The sequence below is a fragment of the Hymenobacter sp. 5516J-16 genome, from assembly GCF_022919335.1.
Lineage (GTDB): Bacteria > Bacteroidota > Bacteroidia > Cytophagales > Hymenobacteraceae > Hymenobacter > Hymenobacter sublimis.
This window is the reverse complement of record NZ_CP095058.1, coordinates 3,051,415-3,073,894: the sequence shown is the minus strand read 5'-3', so window position 1 is coordinate 3,073,894 and position 22,480 is coordinate 3,051,415. Positions and strand designations below refer to the sequence as shown.

The 22,480-nt window shown below is 56.6% G+C and carries 31 protein-coding genes and 2 pseudogenes; 22 read left to right on the top strand and 11 right to left on the bottom strand.

Annotated features, from left to right (window positions below):
• The first annotated feature begins 27 nt into the window (after positions 1 to 27).
• Positions 28 to 882 carry a M12 family metallopeptidase gene (locus MUN84_RS15315; protein WP_244694877.1) on the top strand — a complete coding sequence of 285 codons (855 nt, stop codon included), beginning with the start codon at positions 28 to 30 and terminating at the stop codon, positions 880 to 882.
• 147 nt (positions 883 to 1,029) lie between these two features.
• Here MUN84_RS15315 and MUN84_RS15310 read toward each other — a convergent pair whose 3' ends face one another.
• From MUN84_RS15310 to MUN84_RS15300, 3 genes are all read right to left on the bottom strand, one after another.
• Entirely contained in the window at positions 1,030 to 1,836 is an 807-nt protein-coding gene (locus MUN84_RS15310; protein ID WP_244694876.1) for an SDR family oxidoreductase, read from the bottom strand.
• Positions 1,837 to 1,969: 133 nt separating this feature from the next.
• A complete protein-coding gene (locus MUN84_RS15305) occupies positions 1,970 to 2,404 on the bottom strand; it encodes a hypothetical protein (RefSeq protein ID WP_244694875.1) in 435 nt (144 codons plus the stop codon).
• 105 nt (positions 2,405 to 2,509) lie between these two features.
• Positions 2,510 to 3,043, bottom strand: a complete 534-nt coding sequence (locus tag MUN84_RS15300; RefSeq protein ID WP_244694874.1) for a DinB family protein — start codon at positions 3,041 to 3,043, stop codon at positions 2,510 to 2,512.
• A gap of 209 nt (positions 3,044 to 3,252) precedes the next feature.
• Here MUN84_RS15300 and MUN84_RS15295 point away from each other — a divergent pair, with 209 nt between their 5' ends.
• From MUN84_RS15295 to MUN84_RS15280, 4 genes are all read left to right on the top strand, one after another.
• Positions 3,253 to 3,573, top strand: a complete 321-nt coding sequence (locus MUN84_RS15295) for an aminotransferase class I/II-fold pyridoxal phosphate-dependent enzyme (RefSeq protein ID WP_244694873.1) — start codon at positions 3,253 to 3,255, stop codon at positions 3,571 to 3,573.
• 29 nt (positions 3,574 to 3,602) lie between these two features.
• Positions 3,603 to 4,448: an aminotransferase class I/II-fold pyridoxal phosphate-dependent enzyme gene (locus MUN84_RS15290; protein WP_244694872.1), complete on the top strand. Its 846-nt coding sequence runs from the start codon at positions 3,603 to 3,605 to the stop codon at positions 4,446 to 4,448.
• 372 nt (positions 4,449 to 4,820) lie between these two features.
• Positions 4,821 to 5,162 carry a hypothetical protein gene (locus MUN84_RS15285; RefSeq protein WP_244694870.1) on the top strand — a complete coding sequence of 114 codons (342 nt, stop codon included), beginning with the start codon at positions 4,821 to 4,823 and terminating at the stop codon, positions 5,160 to 5,162.
• A gap of 272 nt (positions 5,163 to 5,434) precedes the next feature.
• On the top strand, positions 5,435 to 5,815 hold the full coding sequence (locus tag MUN84_RS15280) for a hypothetical protein (RefSeq protein ID WP_244694869.1): 381 nt from the start codon (positions 5,435 to 5,437) through the stop codon (positions 5,813 to 5,815).
• 67 nt (positions 5,816 to 5,882) lie between these two features.
• Here the strand turns inward: MUN84_RS15280 and MUN84_RS23970 are convergent, their stop codons facing one another.
• Both MUN84_RS23970 and MUN84_RS23965 read right to left on the bottom strand, forming a co-directional pair.
• A complete protein-coding gene (locus MUN84_RS23970; RefSeq protein ID WP_317238961.1) occupies positions 5,883 to 6,359 on the bottom strand; it encodes a zinc-binding dehydrogenase in 477 nt (158 codons plus the stop codon).
• Positions 6,350 to 6,922 (bottom strand): alcohol dehydrogenase catalytic domain-containing protein, encoded by a 573-nt coding sequence (locus tag MUN84_RS23965; protein ID WP_317238960.1) that lies wholly within the window; start codon positions 6,920 to 6,922, stop codon positions 6,350 to 6,352. The genes MUN84_RS23970 and MUN84_RS23965 overlap by 10 nt, the downstream gene beginning before the upstream one ends.
• 132 nt (positions 6,923 to 7,054) lie before the next feature.
• Here MUN84_RS23965 and MUN84_RS15270 point away from each other — a divergent pair, with 132 nt between their 5' ends.
• The 4 genes and pseudogenes from MUN84_RS15270 (at position 7,055) to MUN84_RS24640 (ending at position 8,709) form a co-directional block, all read left to right on the top strand.
• Positions 7,055 to 7,501 carry a cytochrome b/b6 domain-containing protein gene (locus MUN84_RS15270; protein ID WP_262920544.1) on the top strand — a complete coding sequence of 149 codons (447 nt, stop codon included), beginning with the start codon at positions 7,055 to 7,057 and terminating at the stop codon, positions 7,499 to 7,501.
• Entirely contained in the window at positions 7,501 to 7,728 is a 228-nt protein-coding gene (locus tag MUN84_RS23110; protein WP_262920543.1) for a cytochrome b/b6 domain-containing protein, read from the top strand. Before MUN84_RS15270 ends, MUN84_RS23110 begins: the two co-directional genes overlap by 1 nt.
• Before the next feature lie 41 nt (positions 7,729 to 7,769).
• Positions 7,770 to 8,090 carry a hypothetical protein gene (locus MUN84_RS15265; protein WP_244694867.1) on the top strand — a complete coding sequence of 107 codons (321 nt, stop codon included), beginning with the start codon at positions 7,770 to 7,772 and terminating at the stop codon, positions 8,088 to 8,090.
• Positions 8,009 to 8,709: pseudogene (locus tag MUN84_RS24640) on the top strand (multidrug resistance efflux transporter family protein). The gene MUN84_RS15265 and the pseudogene MUN84_RS24640 overlap by 82 nt, the downstream one beginning before the upstream one ends.
• 9 nt (positions 8,710 to 8,718) lie before the next feature.
• Here MUN84_RS24640 and MUN84_RS23105 read toward each other — a convergent pair.
• Genes MUN84_RS23105 through MUN84_RS15240 form a run of 4 tightly spaced genes read right to left on the bottom strand, consistent with a single transcriptional unit; the run spans position 8,719 to position 10,003 of the window.
• Complete coding sequence (locus tag MUN84_RS23105; RefSeq protein ID WP_262920542.1) at positions 8,719 to 9,057, bottom strand: DUF1990 domain-containing protein; 339 nt, start codon at positions 9,055 to 9,057, stop codon at positions 8,719 to 8,721.
• A 43-nt stretch (positions 9,058 to 9,100) separates the two neighbouring features.
• A complete protein-coding gene (locus MUN84_RS23100; protein WP_262920541.1) occupies positions 9,101 to 9,442 on the bottom strand; it encodes a DUF1990 family protein in 342 nt (113 codons plus the stop codon).
• Entirely contained in the window at positions 9,435 to 9,764 is a 330-nt protein-coding gene (locus tag MUN84_RS15245; RefSeq protein WP_244694862.1) for a hypothetical protein, read from the bottom strand. Before MUN84_RS15245 ends, MUN84_RS23100 begins: the two co-directional genes overlap by 8 nt.
• On the bottom strand, positions 9,755 to 10,003 hold the full coding sequence (locus MUN84_RS15240) for a hypothetical protein (RefSeq protein WP_244694861.1): 249 nt from the start codon (positions 10,001 to 10,003) through the stop codon (positions 9,755 to 9,757). The genes MUN84_RS15245 and MUN84_RS15240 overlap by 10 nt, the downstream gene beginning before the upstream one ends.
• Positions 10,004 to 10,129: 126 nt before the next feature.
• On the opposite strand from MUN84_RS15240, the gene MUN84_RS23960 reads away from it, so the two are divergent.
• The 7 genes and pseudogenes from MUN84_RS23960 to MUN84_RS15215 all read left to right on the top strand — a co-directional run bounded on the left by MUN84_RS23960 (position 10,130) and on the right by MUN84_RS15215 (position 16,071).
• A complete protein-coding gene (locus MUN84_RS23960) occupies positions 10,130 to 10,330 on the top strand; it encodes a hypothetical protein (RefSeq protein WP_317238958.1) in 201 nt (66 codons plus the stop codon).
• Positions 10,252 to 10,638, top strand: a complete 387-nt coding sequence (locus tag MUN84_RS23955; protein ID WP_317239222.1) for an endonuclease V — start codon at positions 10,252 to 10,254, stop codon at positions 10,636 to 10,638. Before MUN84_RS23960 ends, MUN84_RS23955 begins: the two co-directional genes overlap by 79 nt.
• A gap of 58 nt (positions 10,639 to 10,696) precedes the next feature.
• A pseudogene (locus MUN84_RS23950) lies at positions 10,697 to 10,813 on the top strand (endonuclease V); the annotation flags it as partial.
• Between the two features lie 481 nt (positions 10,814 to 11,294).
• The gene (locus MUN84_RS15230) at positions 11,295 to 11,570 is read left to right on the top strand and encodes a carboxypeptidase-like regulatory domain-containing protein (RefSeq protein ID WP_317238957.1); all 276 of its coding nucleotides are present in this window, start codon (positions 11,295 to 11,297) and stop codon (positions 11,568 to 11,570) included.
• A 98-nt stretch (positions 11,571 to 11,668) separates the two neighbouring features.
• Positions 11,669 to 12,787 (top strand): TonB-dependent receptor plug domain-containing protein, encoded by a 1,119-nt coding sequence (locus tag MUN84_RS15225; protein ID WP_244694860.1) that lies wholly within the window; start codon positions 11,669 to 11,671, stop codon positions 12,785 to 12,787.
• A 47-nt stretch (positions 12,788 to 12,834) separates the two neighbouring features.
• Entirely contained in the window at positions 12,835 to 14,409 is a 1,575-nt protein-coding gene (locus MUN84_RS15220) for a TonB-dependent receptor domain-containing protein (protein ID WP_244698945.1), read from the top strand.
• A gap of 318 nt (positions 14,410 to 14,727) precedes the next feature.
• A complete protein-coding gene (locus tag MUN84_RS15215; RefSeq protein ID WP_244698943.1) occupies positions 14,728 to 16,071 on the top strand; it encodes a RagB/SusD family nutrient uptake outer membrane protein in 1,344 nt (447 codons plus the stop codon).
• A gap of 105 nt (positions 16,072 to 16,176) precedes the next feature.
• Here the strand turns inward: MUN84_RS15215 and MUN84_RS15210 are convergent, their stop codons facing one another.
• Together MUN84_RS15210 and MUN84_RS15205 are read right to left on the bottom strand one after the other, a co-directional pair.
• A complete protein-coding gene (locus tag MUN84_RS15210) occupies positions 16,177 to 17,097 on the bottom strand; it encodes a glutamate--tRNA ligase family protein (protein WP_244694859.1) in 921 nt (306 codons plus the stop codon).
• Positions 17,098 to 17,130: 33 nt separating this feature from the next.
• The gene (locus tag MUN84_RS15205; RefSeq protein WP_244694858.1) at positions 17,131 to 17,469 is read right to left on the bottom strand and encodes a winged helix-turn-helix transcriptional regulator; all 339 of its coding nucleotides are present in this window, start codon (positions 17,467 to 17,469) and stop codon (positions 17,131 to 17,133) included.
• A gap of 157 nt (positions 17,470 to 17,626) precedes the next feature.
• Between MUN84_RS15205 and MUN84_RS15200 the strand changes: the two genes are divergently transcribed.
• From MUN84_RS15200 to MUN84_RS15175, 6 genes are all read left to right on the top strand, one after another.
• The gene (locus MUN84_RS15200) at positions 17,627 to 18,340 is read left to right on the top strand and encodes a pirin family protein (RefSeq protein WP_244694857.1); all 714 of its coding nucleotides are present in this window, start codon (positions 17,627 to 17,629) and stop codon (positions 18,338 to 18,340) included.
• A 197-nt stretch (positions 18,341 to 18,537) separates the two neighbouring features.
• A complete protein-coding gene (locus MUN84_RS15195; protein ID WP_244694856.1) occupies positions 18,538 to 19,116 on the top strand; it encodes a nitroreductase family protein in 579 nt (192 codons plus the stop codon).
• Between the two features lie 4 nt (positions 19,117 to 19,120).
• Positions 19,121 to 19,831, top strand: a complete 711-nt coding sequence (locus MUN84_RS15190; protein ID WP_244694855.1) for a pirin family protein — start codon at positions 19,121 to 19,123, stop codon at positions 19,829 to 19,831.
• A gap of 228 nt (positions 19,832 to 20,059) precedes the next feature.
• Positions 20,060 to 20,680, top strand: a complete 621-nt coding sequence (locus MUN84_RS15185) for a hypothetical protein (RefSeq protein WP_244694854.1) — start codon at positions 20,060 to 20,062, stop codon at positions 20,678 to 20,680.
• 20 nt (positions 20,681 to 20,700) lie between these two features.
• Complete coding sequence (locus MUN84_RS15180) at positions 20,701 to 21,750, top strand: hypothetical protein (RefSeq protein WP_244694852.1); 1,050 nt, start codon at positions 20,701 to 20,703, stop codon at positions 21,748 to 21,750.
• On the top strand, positions 21,750 to 22,475 hold the full coding sequence (locus MUN84_RS15175) for an alpha/beta hydrolase family protein (RefSeq protein ID WP_244694851.1): 726 nt from the start codon (positions 21,750 to 21,752) through the stop codon (positions 22,473 to 22,475). Before MUN84_RS15180 ends, MUN84_RS15175 begins: the two co-directional genes overlap by 1 nt.
• Positions 22,476 to 22,480 lie beyond the last annotated feature (5 nt).

Genomic DNA, 22,480 nt, shown 5'->3' with positions numbered 1-22,480 from the left:
TCCTACCACAACCAAAACCCAATTTGCATGCGCGCACCCCGTTTCTCTCGCTTGGCTTTCTTGGCTACTCTAGGCACTTTTTCGGTTTTCAGCTGCAGCAAAGACCAGGAGTCGGCGGCTGTACAGCCAGTCGCTAGCCACCAGCAAGACGCAAAAGTAGAGCAGGCCTACCCCGGCCAGACCGGCGAAAGCCGGGCGGGCTACCTCGGCGGCCAGCCTATTGAATACCGCAGCATTAACGGCGAATTGATTTACGAAGGCGACATTATTCTGACAGCCGACCAAGTGGCAAAGTCCACCGGAACGGCCCAGCCGGAAAGTGCTGGTCGCACTTCAGGCCGGTGGCCCTCGGCGGTTGTGTACTACACCATTGACGCCGCCCTTCCCAACCAGGCCCGCGTAACCGACGCTATTGCCCACTGGCAGGCCAACACGCCTATTCGCTTTGTGAAGCGCACCACCCAGGCTAACTACGTTACCTTCCGGGTAGGCTCGGGCTGCTCTTCCAACATTGGAATGGTAGGCGGGCGCCAGTACATCAACCTGGCCTCGGGCTGCACCACGGGCAACAACATCCACGAAATTGGCCACGCCCTGGGCCTGTTCCATGAGCAGACTCGCAACGACCGGGATACCTACGTAAACATCCTCACCCAGAATATTCAGTCGGGCTACGAGAGCAACTTCTCGAAGTACTCGGCGCTGGGCTACGGCGGCACCGATTACGGCATGCTCGACTTTGGCTCCATCATGATGTACGGTTCCTTCTCGTTCTCCTCGAACGGGCAGCCCACCATCACGAAAAAAGACGGCTCCACGTTTAACATCCAGCGCACGGGCCTCTCGGCCGGCGACAAGACGGGCATTGATGCCATGTACTAGGAGTTGTTATCAGGTAGCTCAACCATTGTCGTGCAGAGCATTCTGCCACGCAAAAGCTCTACCTGTTCGCACGACTTAGGCCTGTAATAGTCTGTACTAATAAAAAAGGGCACCCGAAATCGGGTGCCCTTTTTTATGCGATACGCCTTACCCAATATTAGGTATTGAGCACCTCGCCCCATTCGGGTGAATGGCCTGGCCCGTGATGTAGGAGGCGTCTTCGGAGGCCAGAAACACGTAGGCGGGCGCTACCTCGGAGGGCTGGCCGGGGCGCTTCATGGTGGTATCCTTACCGAAGGAGGCGACCTTTTCGGCGGGGAAAGAGGCCGGGATGAGCGGCGTCCAGATGGGGCCGGGCGCCACCGAGTTAACCCGGATTTTCTTCTCGGCTAGCTGCTGGGCAATGGAGCGGGTATAGGCCGTAATGGCGCCCTTGGTCGAGGTATAATCCACGAGCTGCTGGTTGCCACGGTAGGCGTTGATAGAGGACGTGTTGATGATGGAGTCGCCCTCTTTCAGATGAGCCAGCGCGGCCTTGGTCACGCGCACGAAGGAGAAGAAGTTAACCTGGAACGTGTCCAGCCACTGCTCGTCCGGTATGTCGGCCACATCCTGGTTCACGAACTGTTCGGCGGCATTGTTTACTAAGATGTTGAGCTGGCCCAGCTCCTGCACCGTCTGATCCACAATGGACTGGCAGAACTGCGGGTCGCGCAGGTCGCCGGGCAGCGTCAGGCAACGGCGGCCTTCGGCTTCCACCAGTTGGCGGGTTTCGTAGGCATCCTGCTCTTCCTCGGGAAGATAGGTAAAGGCCACATCGGCGCCTTCGCGGGCAAAGTGCACGGACACGGCCCGACCAATACCGGAGTCGCCGCCCGTAATAAGGGCTACTTTGCCTTGCAGCTTCTCGCTACCCTTGTAATTAGCCCGGATGTATTCCGGTTGGGGTGTCATTTCCTGTTCAATTCCCGGTTGCTGATCTTGCGCTTGCGGGGCAGGGTGGTTGGTTTATTTTCCATAGCAGTGGTAAAGGATTGAGCTTTACCCAACGCCAGGAAGGCCCCAGGGGTTATGGTGGAGTCCGGGTTTAGAGTTGCTTTTCAGCTACTTGCTTCGCTTGCAGCCACGCAGTAGCTTCCTGCTCGGCCGTGAATTTCCCCATCTGGAAGGATTGACCTTCGTACGCTTCATCGGCCGGAACTAGCCCGCTCGCTGCCAGCTCGCGCTTCAGGTCTGGGGCCAGCAGGTAAGCCAGGTACACCGTGCCACCTAGCGCCAAAGGCAACTCCGGGTAGTAGCTACCTACCAGCCACTCTACATTGGCAGAATCTACCCGCGGACGCCGCCGGATATCCAGCAGCCAGAACCGAGCGTGGTGCTGGCGCGCCGCTTCTAGCATACGGGTGTACCCCCTCCTTGACTCCTCCAGGGTAATAGGTCGGGTCCAGCGGCCCAGCAAAATCAATAAATCATCGCGGTAGTGCAGCTCTAAAAAATCGGGGGATGGAAGCGGAGTAATCATAGCGGACAACTGAGGATGGGGCAACGCGTACTACTGCAACCTACCCAGAAATTATCCAATGATCAAGCCGCTTCAGAGTAGCATAATTGAATAAGCGGCTTCTTTTTACCCTACTCCTACCCCAGCCCGTACCATCTGGGCCGTTACCAGCAGCTGGCCCGTGTGGCGGGTGGTGTGCTCCGCGGCGTGCACCAGCAGCCCGATTACGGTGCTGGGCAGCCCGGCCCGCCCCACCGGCCGGAACTCCAGCAGCGTGCTCTCAGAGGTAGTGCGCAGGGTAGCCAGCATAACTTCTACTTGCCGAGAAAACGCCTGGAGCAAATCCTGGGTGCTTTCTGGCGGTACGGAGCCTTCTTTTTCCGCGGCTAGAAACGTGAACTGGGCTTCCGTAAGCGGCTGGTGGCGGGCGTAGGTCTGCATCCGGTCGAGCACGCCAGCCAAGTGGCGCAGGTGAAACTCTACCGACGCTACCCCAGCCGGCCGGACCGACAGCAACTGGTCGGGAAAACCAAGGAGGGCGGCCTGGAGTTCCTCGCGGGCCTGCAGCAGGGCGTGGGCTACAGGCTGGAGCAAGGGCGGTACATCGGGCAGCGGGCCACGCAGCCACACTTCCGGCAGATTAGCAACGGATGCAGTCATGGCAGCATAACCGGCTAGCAGGCCACGGAGTTTGGCCCGCGGTACCCGCGGAGGGCCGCGGGGCCCGTCATTGGCCCCGCAGCACCCTGCAATTTTTCGTTTTCAACTACCTGAATATGAAACTTTTTGCTTGGTCATGAGGAGCTACTAGGCCGCCGAGAACTTGCAAATAAGTGGGGCTTCTAGCCCGGAGGCTTATCTTTAAGCCCATGCTTCAGATTTCGCAGCGTGGGCTGGCTCTGCCCCCCTCTCCTTACCGCCGACTCACTCCTTACGCCGACGCGGCCCGGCAGCGCGGCATCACGGTGCATCCGCTCAACATCGGTCAGCCCGATATCGAGACGCCCCCGGCCATGCTGGCAGCCGTGCAGCAGGCTGATATTCGGGTGCTGGAATACGGCCCCACGGCCGGCAATCTCAGCTACCGCCAAAAGCTGGCCGAGTATTACCAGCGCCTGGGCCTACCCGTAGCCGCCGACGATATATTGGTTACTACTGGGGCAGCGAATCCATTTCCTTTGCCCTGCTAGCCTGCCTAAACCCCGGCGACGAGTTCATCGTGCCCGAGCCATTTTACGGGCCGTATCAGGCTTTTGCCATTTCCACGGGTACGCACGTAGTGCCGGTTGCCGCGCACCTGGAGCAAGATTTTGCCTTGCCCCCCATTGCGGAGTTCGAGCAGAAAATCACGCCTCGCACCAAGGCCATCCTCATCTGCAGCCCCAACAACCCGACCGGCTACGTGTACAGCCGCCAGGAAATGGAGCAGCTCAAGGACCTGTGCGTACGCCACAACCTCTACCTGCTTTCCGACGAAGCCTACCGGGAGTTTTGCTACGACGACGCGTACACCAGCGCCCTACACCTGCAAGGCGCTGATAACCACATCGTACTCCTCGACACGATTTCGAAGCGTTACAGCGCCTGCGGGGCCCGTATCGGCTCCTTGGTCACGAAAAACAAGGCTCTGCGCGACGTTATTTTCAAGCTGGCTCAACTGCGGGTTTGTCCGCCGGGCCTGGGCCAGCTGCTGGCCGAAGCCGCTGCCGACTTACCCGAGGACTATTTCGACTACACCAAAGCCGAATACCAGGCCCGCCGCGACCTAATGGTACGCCGCCTGCGGGCCATGCCGGGCGTGCAGTGCCCCCTACCCCGCGGCGCATTCTACGTTCTCTGCCACCTCCCCGTTGATGATGCCGAGCGCTTTGCTCAGTGGCTACTGGAGGAGTTTCAGTACCAAGGACAAACCTTAATGGTGTCGCCGGCGGCGGGTTTCTACGCTTCTGCCCACCTAGGCCGCCAGCAGATGCGCCTAGCCTATGTGGTAAATCAGCACGTCATCAACCAAGCCATGGACTGCTTGGAGGTAGCCCTGCAGCAGTACCCCGGCCGGCAGGGGTAAATCAGTTTAGGCCTCACGCAGAACAGGTAGCGGCCGTGAGCTACCACTAAACTCAACCTGCCGATCCTCCTGATGAAGGGAAGATGACCGGCGGGTTGAGTTTACTGGTTGGGGAGAATATGAAAAGATTCAGACCAACGGCGGTTAGCCAAGGCTGGACAGCTAATTGCTACCCAACGCCTTTTTTCAGTATCTTCTGGGCTGATTCTTGCCTTTCCGTGGCCCAATGAACCGCTTCCCACTTCTTCTGCTACTTCCGCTGCTGGGCTAGCTCCCAAATCCAGCCGTCCTACCCCCGACTCGGTCCGCCTACTTACCCTGCGCATCAACGGGCAGTCAGTACAAACGGACACTATTAGCTCCCGCTTTTATTTGGGCGCCGACCGGGCCCTGCGTCTCAACATTGTGCGGGCTGATGACCCCGATGGAGAAGGCCTAACCATCATCATCGACCGGTTCCCGATTCAGGCGGGCACCTACAGCTTCCAGGAAATCCTGAGTGGCCGTAACCGCGACGCCTCCTACCGCTACGGCAGTACCGCCGCCTACTCCAAATCCTGCCCCGACAACCCCGGCTCCGTAACGATTACCGGCGTCAATGCGGCTCGCCATTGGCTGATGGGCACTTACCGCTGCCAGGTCTGCGAATCGGGCCGCGGCGGCAAGCGCCTAACCTTGGAAGGCACGTTCCGGTATCCGGTGGAAAAGGAATAGGACGTTGATGATACCTGTTAAACCTATTATTGCTTATGCTGTATCAGCTAAACTCGCCTCTAGCTATTCTGATTATTGCTGTAGACTTTCTCATCGTGGGCCTACTAGCCACATTGCTTTTGAGGCCGCGTAGGCTATTGGTCAAGTGGCCTGTTATTCTTACCCTTATCGTACTGGCCATACCGCTAACCGGAATTAAGCTTCTGTTAAGCTCACCGGGTACAGCGGCTTCTACGCCTGGTTCGGTTATAATCAAAAACCCGGAGTACCACATGAACAAGCTGTATTTCCTTCGGCAATACCCTAAAGGAACATGGCAGGTAGATTGGATAGAGTATTTGTTAACTTCTGACAAGGAAATAGTTCTGGAAACAGAAAGTCATAATGGCTTGGAGGTAGCTTACCAACATAGTGGCAAATGGCACTACGCTCCTATCGAGTTTAATAACTCTTACCAGACCGAAATCATTTTTCCACAAGACTTTACCGCCGTAGATATGTCTGGCCGCATTGAGGCCGCTGTAGCGGGCTATACGCTCACTGAATTGGGTAGCTGGCTTTCTAATTTGCTTACAGTTGGCAGTATAGGCTTACTCGCCACGCTATTAGGTCGCCTCTTCTCGTCGAAAAGCCGCCTTGCAACAGCTAGCTAGAGTATTCTTCAGCAAAAAGCCCGACTACCTTATGGCAGCCGGGCTTTTTTATTCTAGCTCATGTCAACTAGATAGTCGCCAAATCCAGCACGAAGCGGTACTTCACATCGGACTTAAGCATCCGCTCGTAAGCCTCGTTGATGTAGTCCATACGGATGAGCTCAATGTCGCTCATGACGTTGTGTTCGGCGCAAAAATCCAGCATTTCCTGCGTTTCCTGAATGCCACCAATTAGGGAGCCGGCAATGCGGCGGCGCTTGGCAATGAGGTTGAAGGCATGCAGTTGAGGCGCTTCTGGCGGTACGCCTAGCAGCACCATGGTGCCATCCACGCGCAGGGTGTTGATGTAAGGGGCCAAGTCCATGGGTGCCGATACGGTGTTGATGATCAGGTCGAAGTAGTTCGACACGGATTTCATCGACTCCTTATCCTTGGTTACCACAAACTTGTGAGCGCCCAGGGCTTTGGCATCAGCTTCCTTGTTAGGCGAGGTGCTGAACACGGTTACCTCGCAGCCCATGGCGGCGGCGAATTTTACGGCCATGTGGCCCAGGCCGCCCAGGCCATCACCGCTACTCGGTCGCCGGCTTTGGCGTTCCACTGGCGCAGCGGCGACCAGGTGGTAATGCCGGCGCACAGCAACGGGGCCACGCGGGCCAAATCCAGCTTTTCGGATACGTGCAACACAAATTTTTCCGTCACTACAATGCTGTTGGAGTAGCCGCCGTAGGTTACCGTGCCGTCGCGGTCAGTGGCGCCGTAGGTACCCACGAAGCCTTCGTCGCAGTACTGCTCTAGGCCTTGGTTGCACTCGGGGCAGTGCTGGCAGGAGTTGACCATGCAGCCTACGCCGGCCAGGTCGCCGGCTTTAAAGCCTTTCACGTGGGCACCTACCTCGGTCACGCGGCCCACAATTTCGTGGCCGGGCACCATGGGGAATACTGAGCCGCCCCACTCGTCGCGCACCTGGTGCAGATCAGAGTGGCAGACGCCGCAGAACAGGATTTCGATGCGCACATCGTGGGCGCCAACCTCGCGGCGCTGAAAATCAAAGGGGACGAGGGGAGCATTTACTGCCGGAGCAGCATAGCCTTTTGCTTCTGCCATAAGAGAAGGGTTGGTTGTAGAGGATTAAGACGCGAGAACGAACCGCAACAACGGTTTCAGGGCTGATTGTTTAAGAAGCTGTTGGCAAGCGCTACCTTACGGCACCTACTATCCTCCCTCTTTTACTGCTCCATGACTCCGCAAACCGAACAAGCCCCACTAGCTACAGGCCCGAAACGCAACTCCTTGGGCCTGCGCCTCTGGCATTGGGCCAACACCGCCGTTATCAGTGGCCTGCTGCTCACCATCCTGTTTCTGTTCGTTATTGTGCAGATGAAGACGGTAGGCCCGGAGTTTCAGAAGGTGCTGGCCGCAGAAGGCGTTACGTTTTCGCGGGAGCAGGTGCGGGGCCTGACGCGCATCGTGTCGCACCGCATCTGGGGCTGGCACATTGGGCTAGGTGTGGCCCTTACGGTGTTGCTGGTGCTGCGCATAGTGGTGGAAGTGGTGCAGAAGGGCGGGCAGCGCTTCGGCGTGAAGCTAGCCGTAGCGCGCCGCGTTTTCCGGCAGCGCGGCCCGAGTTGCAAGACTCTCGCCACTCCCTGCTGGTTAAATATTCCTACCTCGCCTTCTACCTGATGCTGGTCGTGATGGTAGTAACCGGGCTGGCGCTGCTGTACGCCGACGATTTTGAGGCCCTTCATGCAATAGAGCACACCGTGGAAGAGATACACAACATCACAATGTACCTCGTGCTGGCTTTTACCGCCGGCCACCTAGCGGGAGTTGTTTACGCCGAGCTGACCAAGAACCGGGGCATCGTTTCGGATATGATTCATGGGGGCGGCCCCGCGGAGCAAGCGTAGGGCGCTACCTTGCGGCAGCGGCTGCAAGCCGTTTCTCACGTATGAGTTCCTCGCCTCCCGCTGCTGCCCTCCCCTACCGCGCCATGCTACTGGCAACGTTGGGAGCGGTGCTGTTTTCATCTACCTTCCTGCTTAACCGCCTCATGGCCACTACTGGTGGTCCGTGGGTCTGGACGGCGGTGCTCCGCTACGCTTACACGGCCTTGCTGCTGGTGGGGTGGCTGCTGGTGCGCCGGGAGTGGGGTCCGTTCTGGCTGTTCTGGCGGGGCTCCTGGCGGATATGGGTGCTCTGGGGAGCGTGGGTATCGGCGTTTTCTACTCCCTCATTGCCGTGGCGGCACAGTTTAGCCCGGCCTGGCTGATAGCGGGTTCCTTTCAGCTCGTGCTGCTTTCAGGCCTGCTACTTACGCCCGTCATTTACACTGACCACCGAGCCGCACTCAACTTCCCGGCCCTGCGGATGGCCGGGCTGGTAGTGGTAGGGGTGCTCTTGATGCAGGTACCTAACCTAGTGGAGGGGTTTTCGGGCCGGGCGCTACTGGGCTTTGCGCTGGTGGTGCTGTCTACTGTTCTCTATCCCTTGGCCAACCGCAAGGTGCTGGTGTACTTGGAAACAACGGGCGCCCGGATTTCCGCCGCGCAAATGGTGCTGGGCCTTACCCTGGGTAGCTTGCCCTTCTGGGCGCTCCTGAGCATCTGGGGCAGCCTGAGTAGCCCCGGCCCTACCCCCAGCAGTGGGGTTATACCTTTGTGGTGGCGCTGCTAGCGGGCGTGCTGGCCACAGGGCTATTTTACTACGCCTTGGCGCTGGTAGGCCACAACGCCACTCACCTTGGAGCCGTGGAAGCAACCCAAACCGTGGAGCTGTTGGCTACTGTAACCCTGGAGGTCACCCTGCTTGGGGCCCCGTTGCCGCCGGTTATCAGCTGGATTGGAATGGGCCTGGTGGTAGTAGGCATTGTGCTGTACAGCCGCCTGTAGCCGCTCTAGTTACCCTCCGGCCTTGCGAAGCTGCTCCTGGGCGCTGGGCTGACTTGACACGGCCTGCACCGGCGGGCCAGCCTGCGCTGCTGGGGCCCGCCAGCCCTTGCGCAGCACTTCCGTCACCTGCGCCTGCATCCGTTTCAACGACTCCGTGGAGAACTTGCGTTGCAGCCGCCGCCCAAACAGCTTGAATCCCAACCAGTAAAATGGATTACTAATGCGGCCCGTTTGGGAAAACGCGTGGATGTGGAACCGGACCCGGCCCGTGGTGAGGTTTTTATGAATAGTAAAGTCGATTTGGCCCCGCTCGAAATGCCCTTCCAGGGTGCGGTAATTATAGCCCACACGTGTTCCTGCTGCCCGTCTGGGAGCGTACGCACCTCGTCGGTCACGCCCCGATGCGCACCCCAAACCAGAAAGTGAACAGTAGAAACCGTCCCCGCAACACCATCACGCGCTGCTCCAGGGGCTGGTCGGGCAGGAAAATGCCGGTAATCAAGTCGGGCGGCGGAAAGGTATAGTTGCGCAGTACTTCCCGGGCGGCGGCCCAAGAACCGTGCGCATCGGGTGGGCCGGGCGCCTCCAAGGGTAGCTCCGTTTCGTAGTCATCCACGCGCCAGCCATTTTCGGGGGTGTACTCGGCCGTGCGCGTCAGGTCAAAGTTGTAGTTCGCCTGGGTGTAGGCCGCCAGCCGAGTTTTCTGCAGCTCATGCGGCGGTAGCTTAGGCATCGTGGCTGACGTGGGTTCCGGCACTACCCTGCTTGATGGTTTCAACCTGCACTGGCACCAGCTGCAGGCCGCCGCTGTGCTCGGCTACGCGCTGGCAAAACGTTTCCCAGGTCTGCTGCTGCACTTTCCGCCCAATGCCCAGCGTGTCGTAGGTCAGGGCTACCAGCCCGTCGCGGGAGCGGGCCCGGGAGTGAATCTCAAACCGCAGCGTGTCGGGTAGCCATTCGTGGGGTCGCAACGAAAAGCAGATTTTGCCGGCTTCCGGATGGTTTTCCAGGGTAGTCAACTCAAAGTAATCCGAGCCGATTTCCGTCACGCGCACCTCTCCGTTCCAGGGCCCAGAATCTTGATCCGGAATTCGTCGCCTACTTGCAGATTACCAGCCGCGCCCTGCTTTTTCTCGAAATCGGCCAGCAAATCGGGTGAGTATTCGGGTAGGTGGCACTTGATGTGTTGCAGCAACTCGGCCGCCGGTTGGCACGGGTGCTGTACATCAACCCAGTAGCGACGCTCGAAAAACGGGCCGCTGCCAGTGTGGGCAGGTTGCTCAGCTTTGGACATAATAGGGAAGAATAGTTGGTAAACTAACGTACCGAGCTCACGCGGGTTGTAGCCCCTCACCGGGCCAGCCTACAACCCCACCAGCACTGGGCTAGTACAAGTAGTCTCCACCTTGCCCTTCTCCTGATGGCCTATTACCGCCCGCCCGGCCCACCCGCCGACCCCATTATCGTCCGCGACCTTACGCGTCAGCAGGATGAGCTGCGCACCCAGGTTCGCCTGCAACCGCTACCCCAGGAGCCCAGCTCATTGCCGGCTGCGACTCCTCTTTCCCCACGCCGGAAACTGTATTATCTGTTTTTGTGGTGTTGCGGTTTCCTACCTTAGAAATTGTGGAGAAAGTGTACCACACTAGCCCGGTTACGTTGCCTTACATTCCGGGCTTGTTGGCTTTCCGGGAAGCTCCTAACCTGTTACTAGCCTACGATAAGCTCCAACGGAAGCCCGACGTAATTATGGTGGATGGTCATGGCATTGCGCATCCGCGCCGCATGGGCATAGCCGCCCACCTGGGTGTACTGCTCGATGTTCCCACGTTTGGAGTAGCCAAGCAGCGGCTCACCGGCACTTACCAAGAACCTGCCCTGACGAAGGGTAGCATCACCCCCTTACCGAGAAAGGTGGGGAGCTACTAGGGGAAGTAATCCGTTCCAAGGACAAGGTGAATCCGCTCTTCGTGAGCCCGGCCACCGCTGCGACCAAGCCACCGCTACCCGCCTCACGCTGGCCTGCCTGCGCGGCTATAAGCTCCCGGAGCCCACCCGCCTAGCCGACCATTGGGCGGAGGAGTTTAAAAAGGAGTTGCGGTAGTGCTGTAGAGAATAACCAACAGCTGCACTTGTATGCAGGAAAGTTTATGTGTTTCATAGTTTTCAAACGCTCACAGTTCATAGTTACGCCTTGGACTGAAGCTGTAACTCGATTACTACTGCTGAACCAAATGAGCTACTAAGGTTTTTGTGCTAGTAACTGTTTTGCGTGATTCAATATGTACAATTTTTTAAAACACTAATTTTATAACTATTCTAATTATACACTATTTAGCATGATTTTAAAATCACAGACCATCCATGTTTGAATTAGTTATAACATGTCGTTCGCGCATTTTCTTTGTTTCAAAAGAAATTGTCAAAGAACGATTCATATTTATAACTATTTTAATAATCACCCTAAATTATATAAAGTAAGATTGGGTTGGATGCATAAATATTAACAATAGCACCCTATTTTTATCGACACATAGACGCAATGTTTACTTCATTGCAATAGTCACTTAAACACTCCACTTTCAATGAGAAAATCATTACTCATGGGTATCCCTCTGGCTGCACTGGTTGTTGTGCAGGGGGTAGCTCAAACCCGGAGCCTATCTGGTCGAGTTACAGACCGCTCTACTGGCGAAGGTCTGCCGGGAGTAACAGTTTTAGTTAAAGGCACCACAAATGGTGTTTCTACTAACTCTGATGGTACGTATACACTTACGGTACCCGCAAATGGTGGTACACTAGTTTTCTCCTCCGTTGGTTACGTCCCCTGGAACGGGCCATTGGATCTGACAACTCCTTAAACATTGGTCTTGCCTCCGACACGAAAGCTCTAAGCGAGGTTGTTGTTACTGGCTACGGTACGCAGGAACGCCGTGACGTTACGGGCTCTATCGCTTCGGTGAAAGGAGAAACCATTGCCCAACTGGCAACACCCAGCTTTGACCAGCAACTGGCAGGACGAGCTTCTGGTGTGCAAGTAACGACTCCATCTGGCATACTTGGAGAAACCCCTCGCATTCGGATTCGCGGCACTAACTCTATTTCCTCGGGTTCACAACCTCTTATCGTAGTGGATGGGGTACCGGTAGTAACCGGCAACCAGAGCGGGGTAACACCAAACAACCCGCTTGGCGACATCAACCCAAACGATATTGAGTCGTACGAAATCCTGAAAGATGGCTCAGCCACAGCTATTTACGGTTCGCGAGCAGCAAACGGCGTAATCTTGATTACAACCAAGAAGGGACGTTTGGGCCGGGCCAAGATAACCTACGACAACTGGTTCGGCTGGGCAAAAACGGCCAAGCGTTACGAGGTGTTAGGTGCTGAGGATTTCATAAACATCACGAACGAGAAGTATCGTAACGCAGTAGGTGCAGCTGACTATACTCCTATTGCAGCTCCGTTTGAAAATAATGTAAGCACCGATTGGCAGGACTTAATTTTCCGCACCGGTTTCCAGCAAAATCATGCTGTTTCGGTATCGGGGGCAACGGAAAAGACTAACTACTTCTTCTCGGCAGGTTACACCGATCAGGATGCCGTTATCAAGGCTAACTCCTTACAGCGAGCCACCTTCCGGGCTAATTTGGAACAAGAGGTAGTTAAGTGGCTGCGCGTTGGATTGAGCTTAGGCTTGACTCGTACGGAAAACAACGGTTTGAACACCAGCCGCAACGGTTTGTCGGGTAACGTTACCAACGCTCTTTCGCTCTATCCCAACGTACCAGCTCGTAACCCTGATGGCTCTTACTACATCAGCACCACAAACCCAGCCGTACTGGGTCAGGGTAACAACGCTGCTACTATTGACTTCAACTATACTAACATCTTGTTCCCGCTTGAAAACAACGTTTTCAAAGCGACTAACTACCGGATTTTGGGCAATGGCTTCGCCGAAATTGAGCCTATTGCCGGTTTGCGTCTGCGTAGCCAATATGGTACTGACTTCTTCCTCAACGACGACTTCCAGTACAATGATCCTCGGCATGGTGACGGCCGCGGTGCGGGGGCTTAGTATTCCAACAGTTTGCGCCAACTTTCCGTTGGAACTGGCAGAATACTATCTCTTATAACAAAACTTTCAACGAAGCTCATAAAATTGGATTCGTTGGCGGCGTAGAATACCAAAAAACAACTGCTCGGTCGTACTCGGCTACAGGCACGGGTCTGTCTGACCGGTTTTTTGGACCTGAAAACATTATCTCGGGTACTATCGGTACGCCCACCATTGGCGGCGGCTTTGTGCAAACCGGTTTTGACTCTTATTTTGGTCGTCTTAACTACGCTTTCAAAGATCGTTACCTGCTGAGTGCTACTTTGCGTAATGACGCTATTTCCTCGTTACCTGAGGCAAATCGTCGGGGCTACTTCCCTGGAGCCTCCGTTGGCTGGCGCATTTCTGAAGAGTCATTCCTGAAGGATAGCGGCGTGTCACGGGTCCTCTCCGACCTGAAAGTGCGGGCTAGCTACGCCGAAGTAGGCAACGTGGACATTGGTGCCTTCCCTTATGCCAGCTTATTTGGACCAGCTAAGTATGGTTCTCAGAACGGTATTGCCTACAACATCAACGGACAATTTGGTAACCAGAACCTGAAGTGGGAATCTTCGAAGAAGAAGGACGTAGGTATTGATTTTGGCTTCCTAGAAAACCGCTTCACCCTGTCGACTGATTATTATCAGAACAACATTGATGACCTGATTCTCTTCGTACGCACCCCACAGTCGTTGGGTATTCCCGGCAACGGCTACAACGACAACATCGGAGCAATGCGCAACGAGGGCTTTGAGTTTAATTTTAACTCACAGAACATTGCGCGTGAGGGGTTTACGTGGAGTACCAATATTAACTTCTCCACAAACAAAAACAAGGTATTGGCCCTCAATAACAATGAGGACATCCTGAACCCCTATAACGTTACGCGTGTAGGCCAACCTATTGGCGCCATTTATGGCTATGACTTCGTAGGGGTAAACTCACTAAACGGCTACCCAATTTACCGAAAGGGCGACGGCCAACTAGTGCAGGCAAACGTTGACAATAACCGCTATTACCTTTACGACGCAGCTAACCCAGCCGCTACTACTACAACCACGGCCCTAAGTGCTGCTACGGACCGCAAAATCTTGGGTAACTCCAACCCGACCTGGTTTGGTGGCATCGATAACAACGTGGCGTGGAAGAACTTTGATCTGAACATATTTGCCCGTTTCTCGGGTGGTAACAAGATCATGAACGTAAGCCGTCAGCAGTTGCTGCGGATGGACCTAGTGAACAATGGCGTAGAGATTCTCGACCGTTGGACAACCCCAGGTCAACAGACGGATGTGCCGAAACTGGTGTTCCGCAACTCGGACTTCATCAACCTCAACAACGCCGCTGTTTCGCGCTTTGTAGAAAAAGGCGACTTCTTTCGTCTTCAGAACGTGACTCTGGGCTATACCCTGCCTAATAATATCAAGGGCTTATCAGCGCTGAGCCGGGTACGCATCTACGGTCAGGTACAAAATGTCTTCACCATCACGAAATACAGTGGGCTTGACCCAGAGGTTAACTCCAACGGGAATACAAATCAGCAGTTCGGGGTTGACTTTAATAGCAACCCGCAACAGCGCGTGTTCACGGGGGTCTTAACGTAGCTTTCTAGTAAACTGTCCATGACAACGATATCTAACTTTTTGCTTTCCCGCCATTCTCGGTTAGTAGCCCTGACGGCATTACTTTCCCTGGGTTTGAGTGCGTGCGAAGTAACTGACCTTTCGCCCAAAGATGCTCTGCCGGAAAATGCAGCCTTTGAAGACGCCGCCAAAGCTGAATTGTCGGTGGCAGGGATGTACAATGCTGCTCAATCAGGTTATTATGACCCTCTGAACGGAACTGCTATTGCAGTTCGAGGATATCCTTTTGGATCCGCAGCTAGTGAACTCGGCGATGTTCGGGGTGAGGATGTGGTAGATATGGCCGGCTTTTTCGGCATTGTGTACCAGAACACCATCACGCCGTCTAGCCCGAACGTAGTGAATATGTGGTCAACGTTATACGCTGTCATTAATCAAGCTAACGTTACCATCGAAGGAGTGAAATCGGCAGGGACACGGGGCGTACTGGCAGCTGACGTAGCAGCCGCTTATGAAGGAGAGGCCCGGTTTCTGCGAGCCCTGGCCTACCACGAATTGCTGCAGCACTTTGCTCGACCCTACGCCGATGGGGCCGGCAATAAACCTGGTGTTCCTTACCGCGACTTTGCGATCAATACCATTGAAAACATTACGCGGGCTAAGACACAAGGCCGTAATACGGTTGGAGAGGTATACACCAAAATTCTAGAAGACCTCACTTTCGCTGAAACCAATCTGCCGGTTAACCGCACGGGTACCAATAAGGTAACCCGCGCCACGAAAGGTGCTGCCATTGCGCTCAAGCAACGGGTGTATCTGCATCAAGGTAACTGGGCCTCCGCCGTCACGGAGGGCAACAAGCTGATTTCGGCCGCTGCGCCCTTCACTAGTGCTGTCGGTTCTTATACGTTGGCTGGCAGCCCGGCTAATGCCTTCCCCGGTGGTACTACTACCACCAATGAGAACATCTTCTCGATTGAGAACAGCTCTGACGATAACCCCGGCGTAAACGGCGCGTTGCCCACGATGTTCGGTTCGCCAAATACGCCAGCTCAGACTCCTCCTGGCATTCAGGGTCGTGGCCTGATAGCCATCAGCCCCGTGCTGTTTAATGCTCCCTTTTGGACCTGCTCTGATGCCCGCCGGACTCAATTGTTGCAGGCTACTTCCACGCGCTATTTTAGCTTCAAGTACAAGGATGCCAGAACGAACACAGACTTTGCGCCTATCATCCGGTATGCTGAGGTTCTGCTGAACCAAGCCGAAGCCATATCGCGCTTGGGCACTGACCCGGCCCGCGCATTAACACTACTCAATGCGGTGCGTAACCGCGCCGTATCAGGTACCGATCAGTTTTCGGCAGCAAACGGCAACGTGCCGGCCGGTGACGCCCTCACCCAAGCTATCCTGAATGAGCGTCGGATTGAGTTCGTAGCTGAAGGCTTCCGCTGGGACGACATCCACCGCTTAGCGGTTGATCCGAAGTTCAGCACTTCCGGGATTCCGCGTAAGGCTGGTAGCGCTCAAGCCGTTATCGCTAATTACAATTGCACTACTCGTCCGACTGTAGCTGGCACAATTGCTTCTATTCCGTACTCGGACTTCCGCTTCCTGTGGCCTATTCCAGCAGTTGAGTTAGCAAATAACCCTACTCTGCAATCACAGCAAAACCCTGGCTACTAACACATATTGTAGCTTGATTGAGCCCCCTCTGTTAGTTTAACGGAGGGGCTTTTGCTTTTTTTAGTAACTATGTAATTATCAGTCTGATACTTCACTTTAGCCTGATTACCTTGCCTTACTAGCTGCTTCAACTCCTGCTAATAACATCCCCAACGATTCTCCAGCTGCTGCGGGTAGCGCCAGTAACTGCGCTACTGCTTGGTATACTACTTGCGGAGTTCCTACCTCATCCATCACTCCGCGCTGCTCTCCGGCTTGGGTTGATTTAGACAATTTCTGACCGGCTGCGTTCAGGACAAGGCCGTGGTGGGCAAACTGAGTTGCCGCGAAGCTTTCTTGCCCAGGCAGATATTGCGTTAGCCAGAGTTGAGCCGCGGTGCTAGGCAGCAGGTCTAGCCCTCGGACGATAAGCGTAGTACCCAAGCTCACATCGTCCACGACGGAGGCGACCTGGTAGGCGGCCGCGCCATCCTTTTTGCGCACCACAAAGTCGCCCAGGCTTTCGTCCAGCCGGAGTGACACTGGGCCTTGTAACCCGTCAGGGAAGTGGACGGGGGTGGGGGTGGGCACGTGGGCCCGCCAAGCCGTGTTGGGCGTTGTAAGGGGTAGTGGCTGATGCTGGCAGGTGCCAGGGTAGCGGCCGTCGGGTAAGGCCAGGCGGGCGAGTTCGGAGCGGGAGCAGCGGCAGGCGTAGAACACGGCGGGGTGGGCCTGTTGAGCGGCCTGCAATACGGCCTCATAGTCGGCCAGAAAATGACGCTGTGAGAAATACCGCTCGAAGTCATCGGGGCCCGTGGGGCCGTGGTCATAGTCGAGGCCCAACCACTCCAGGGTACGGAAGATATTATCGAGGTAGGCGGGCCGGAACCGGGCCCGGTCCAGATCATCAATGCGGAGGTGCAGGGTGCCGCCGGCCTGGCGGGTGAGCAGCCAGGTCAGGGTGAAGTTGATGGCGTTGCCCAGGTGCAGAAACCCGCTAGGGGTAGGTGCCAACCGCGAAACAACTGGAAAATTAGGCAGGTGCATGAGCGAGAATCAGGAAAGCAATGCCCTACCCTGCTAGGCAGCCCGTAGCACGGCCTTGTTCTGTTCGCCCCAGGTCCGGATGGCCTCGATGACGGGGTGCAGGCTTCGTCCGCAGTCGGTGAGGGAGTATTCTACAGTGGGTGGCACGGTGGCGTAGGGCTGACGCCGTATAATGCCGTGGGCCTCCAGCAGCTTCAGCTCCTTAACCAGCATGCGGGCCGTAATGCCGGCGACGTCACGCTCCAACTCCTTGAAACGCAACACCTCGTGCTGAAGCAAACTGTCGATGATGGCAAACTTCCATTTGCCCTCCAGCACATCCAGCGTCTGGCGGAATGCGCACTGCGGAAATTCTTTTGCGCGAGTAGCCATGGTATCTGCTTGATTTTCAGCAAAGGTTACAATAAGGATATTAATATACAGGTGTGTGCCTACTTGCAAAAGTATAGCAAGAGGTGAATCTTTGACACACAATCCATGTATGTACATATGATTGTGCGTTTCGATTCACTTTACTCTTTTACTTACCATGCAGACCTTGCTTCATACGGCCGCCTCCCGGGGCCACGCTAGCCACGGCTGGCTTACTTCCTACCACACGTTCAGCTTTGCGGGGTACCAGAACCCGGAGCGGGTGCATTTTGGGGTGCTGCGCGTGCTCAATGATGACACCGTGGCGGGCGGCATGGGCTTCGGCACCCATCCCCACGACAACATGGAAATCATTAGTATTCCTCTGTCTGGCACGCTGGAGCACAAGGACAGCGCCGGCAACCACGGCATTATCCGGAGCGGCGACGTGCAGGTGATGAGCGCCGGCACGGGCATTGCCCACAGCGAGAAAAACCACAGCTGGCAAGAGGAAGTGAAGTTTCTGCAGATTTGGGTGTTCCCGAACAAGCGCAACGCTACCCCGCGCTACGACCAGCAGACCTTCCGGGCCGAGGACCGCCACAACCGCTTCCAGCAAGTGTTGTCGCCGAACCCCGACGACGCGGGCGTGTGGATTCACCAAGACGCCTGGTTTCACTTGGCTGATTTCGATGCGGGTTTTGCCGCTGCGTATCAAGTGAAAAAGCCCGGTAACGGTGTGTACGTGTTCGTGCTGGAAGGCGACGCCACGGTAGGCGGGCAGGCCTTGCACCGCCGCGACGGATTCGGCATCTGGGACACGGATTCTTTCACAGTACAGGCTGACTCTACTACCCGTCTGCTGCTGATGGAAGTACCCATGACGCTGTAAAGCCACGCAGAGGCCTGCATTATTCCGGCGGGCCGGCGCGTAGGCTTCACCAACAAAACAGCGGCGTCTGCCGACTCCCCGTTGGGGGTCGGCGTGCTCGTTCTACATTCACTGCTACACACCTGTTTTTGCCTACTTCCCGCTCTTTGTTTTGCCTCGGCCTAAACAATGGCGGGAAGTATGGTTTACTAGCTACCATGAAACACGCCCCCACTACTTTCCCCGTGCAGGAAACCATCCGCAAACGCTGGAGCCCGCGGGCCTTTGCCAGCTACCCCGTGGCCCCAGAAACGCTTCAGCAGGTGTTTGAAGCCGCCTCTTGGGCCGCCAGCGCCATGAACGAGCAGCCCTGGCGCTACATCTACGCTCATCACGCCAATCAGAAGACCTTCCAGAAGATGGTGGACTGCCTGCTGCCGGGCAACCAGCCCTGGGCCCAACATGCGCCCGTCCTGATTCTGGCCCTGGCCAAAACTCACTACGACAACGGCAACCCCAACGGCGCCGCCCTCCACGACCTGGGCCTGGCCAACGCCAACCTTATCCTGGAGGCTACTGCCCTGGGCCTGCATGGCCACTTCATGGGCGGCTTTGACGCAGCCAAAACTCGGGAGGCCTTTCAGCTTCCGGAGAGTTTGCAGCCCGTGACGTTCATTGCCCTAGGCTACATGGGAGCGGCCGAGCAGTTGGAGGAGCCCTTTTTGAGCCGGGAAAAAGCCCCGCGCCAGCGCAAGTCGCTCAGTGAAATTGTGTTCCACGAAAGCCTACCCGCCTAACGTTATGCCCTTTCGCCTCACCCGAGCCGCCGACCGCGGCCTGAAAGACATTGGATGGCTGCAAAGCCATTTTTCCTTGAGCTTCGGCCCCTACGCCAACCCCGAGCGTGCTGGCTTCGGGCTGCTGCGAGTATTCAACGATGACTTTGTGCAGCCTGGCAACGGCTTCGGGCTGCATGCTCACGCCAATATGGAAATCATTTCCGTGATGCTGGCCGGGCGCATGAACCACAAAGACTCGTTGGGTTACTCCGAGGAGGTAGGCCCCGACTCGGTGCAGATTATGAGCGCCGGCAGCGGCCTGCGCCACGAGGAGCACAACATTGGCGAGGACCAAGTGAATTTTCTGCAGATCTGGATTGAGCCCAAGCTTCAGAACGTGACGCCCCGCTACCAGCGCCGCTCCTTCCCCCGCGAAAAACGTCGTAACCAGCTCACCACTATCGTCAGCAACGAGGAAGGTACCGCCCACTGCTGGATTAACCAGAACGCCCGGCTCAGCCTAGGGTTCTACGACGCTGGCCAGCACCTGGAGTACCGCCTGAATCCGGTGAATAAGTGCGTGTTTGTATTCGTAATGGAAGGCCAGCTCACCGTAAATGAGCAGGCCGTGGCCGCACGGGAAAGCATTGGGCTGTGGGAAACTGACTTGGTGGCTATTAAAGTGGAAGCCGCTAGTCACTTTGTCCTGATTGAAGCGCCCATCAATCACTAAGCCTTTAGAATCCAGTGCATTCTCTAAAAATGCACTCTTCATGAACAAAGCCTCTGCCCTTGGGTGGGGCTTTCTTGTTTGCGGCCGAATAAGAAAGCTCGGCGCTACGTGATAATGAGGCAAGGAGTTGTACATCCTTTAGAAAATCTGCCGGATTGTACCGTCCTTTGTAGTAATTTTCTGTTGCTTACCTCTTTCTATGAAAATATTTCGACTCACCCTGGCCTTGTGCGTGAGCACGCTGAGCCTGGCTACGGCGCAAGACTTGCCGTACCAAACGCCCCCAGGGCCATTGCCGCGTTGGCCGATGCTGCCCCTACCCCGCGGGTTAGCTTTGCCTCCAACGGGCAGTGGATGCTGCTAATGGATGTGCGCGACATGCCGTCTATTGCCGAGCTAAGCCAGCCGGAACTGCGTCTAGCGGGCTTGCGCATCAACCCGCGCACCAACGGCCCCAGCCGGGCGGCCTACGTTTCTTCCCTGCGCTTGCGCAAGTTACCCGATGGCAAGGAGCTGCTAGTAACGGGCCTGCCCGCCAACGCCCGCATCAGCGACGTGCAATGGTCGCCGGACAACACCAAAATTGCCTTCACCCACACCACCAGCAACCACGTGGAGCTGTGGATTGCGGATGTAGCTTCGGCCTCGGCCCGGCTGGTGCCCAATCTGTTTTTGAACAGCGTTTTCGGCACCCCGTTCGAGTGGGTTTCTGACAACAAAACCATCATTGCCCGCGCGGTGGTAGGCGGCCGGGGGAGGCTCCCAGCGCCACTGAAGTACCCAAAGGCCCGGCTATTCAGCAGAACATCGGCCGCACTGCCGCCGCCCGCACCTACCAGGATTTACTGAAAAGCCCGACCGACGAGCGGTTGTTTGATTACTTTGCCCTGTCTCAGGTAGTAAAGGTGGGCCTCGATGGCCGCATGGCGCCGCTGGGTCAGCCCGGCATGATTCAGCAGGCCGTGCCTTCCCCGAATGGCCGCTACGTGCTAGTGCGCACCCGCCACCGTCCTTACTCCTACACCCTGCCCGTAAGCAGCTTCCCGCAGCGGGTGGAAGTACTGAATTTAGAAGGGCTGGTAGTAAAGGAGCTGGCCGAGCTGCCCTTGGCCGATAACGTGCCTACCAGCTTTGACGCCGTGCCCACCGGGCGCCGTCAGTTTGGCTGGCGCGAGGATGCCCCCAATACCGTGTTCTGGGTGGAAGCTCAGGATGGCGGCAACCCCAAAACCGAAGCTCCGGTGCGCGACAAGCTTTTCGCCCTGCCGGCCCCCTTCGACGGGCAGCCCCAGGAGTTGGCGGCCCTGCCCCTGCGCTTCCGCAACATTCACTGGGGTACCGACAAGCTGGCCCTGGTAGAAGGCTACCGGTGGACTGACCGCAAGGAAACCACCTGGACCCTGGACTTGGCCACCAAAACCTCGCTCACGCCCCTGTTCGAGCGTTCTTCCCAGGACACCTACACCGACCCAGGCACCCCGTACTTGCACCGCAACAGCCAGGGCCGTCAGGTACTGACTACCGATGGAGCCGGCGACGTAGTGTACTTCATTGGGGCGGGTGCCTCACCCGAGGGCGACCGGCCGTTTATCGACGAGCTAAACGTGCGGACGAAGAAGAGCGCCCGGTGGTGGCGTTCTGAGGCCCCTTATTACGAGATGCCCGTCACGATTTTGGACCCCGGCAAGCGGACATTTGTAACCCGGCGGGAATCGGCTCAGGAGTCGCCGAACTACTTCCTGCGCGACGCTCCAAGCCTGAAGCTTACCCCGCTTACCAAATTCCCGAACCCCTACGCCAGCCTCGGCAACTTGCAGAAGCAGGTGCTAAAGTATAAGCGCGCCGACGGGGTAGAGCTGACGGCCAACCTCTACCTGCCCCGAACTACAAGAAGGAAGACGGCCCGCTGCCGACCCTGATGGAGGCCTATCCGGTAGAGTTCAAGGACAAAAAGGACGCCAGCCAGGTAAAAGGCTCGCCCTACACTTTTGCCCGTTTGAACTGGGGCTCGCCGGTGTACTGGGTAACCCAGGGCTACGCCGTGCTGCAAGGCACTAGCATTCCAATTGTGGGCGAAGGCACGAAGGAGCCCAATGACACCTACGTGGAGCAGCTCACGGCTTCGGCTAAGGCTGCCATCGACGAGGGACAGCGCCTGGGTGTGGTGGACCCCAAGCGGGTGGCCGTAATGGGCCACAGCTACGGAGCGTTCATGACGGCCAATTTGCTGGCTCACACCAACTTGTTTAAGGCGGGTATTGCCCGGAGCGGCGCTTATAACCGCACCCTGACGCCCTTCGGGTTCCAGGGCGAGGAGCGGACTTACTGGCAGGCCCCGGAGGTGTACAACACTATGTCGCCTTTCAACTTTGCTGACAAGATCAAAACCCCTATTCTGCTGATTCACGGGGAGGCGGACAACAACTCCGGCACCTTCCCCATTCAGAGTGAGCGGTTTTATAACGCCCTGAAGGGCCACGGCGCTACCGTGCGCTACGTGGTGCTACCTGCCGAGTCGCACGGCTACGCGGCCCGCGAGTCCATCATGCACATGCTGTGGGAGATGAATATCTGGCTTGACACCTACGTGAAGAAAGCCAGCACCACGCCCGCCGCGGAAAATACCAAGGCCGACGTTCGATAAGCGCT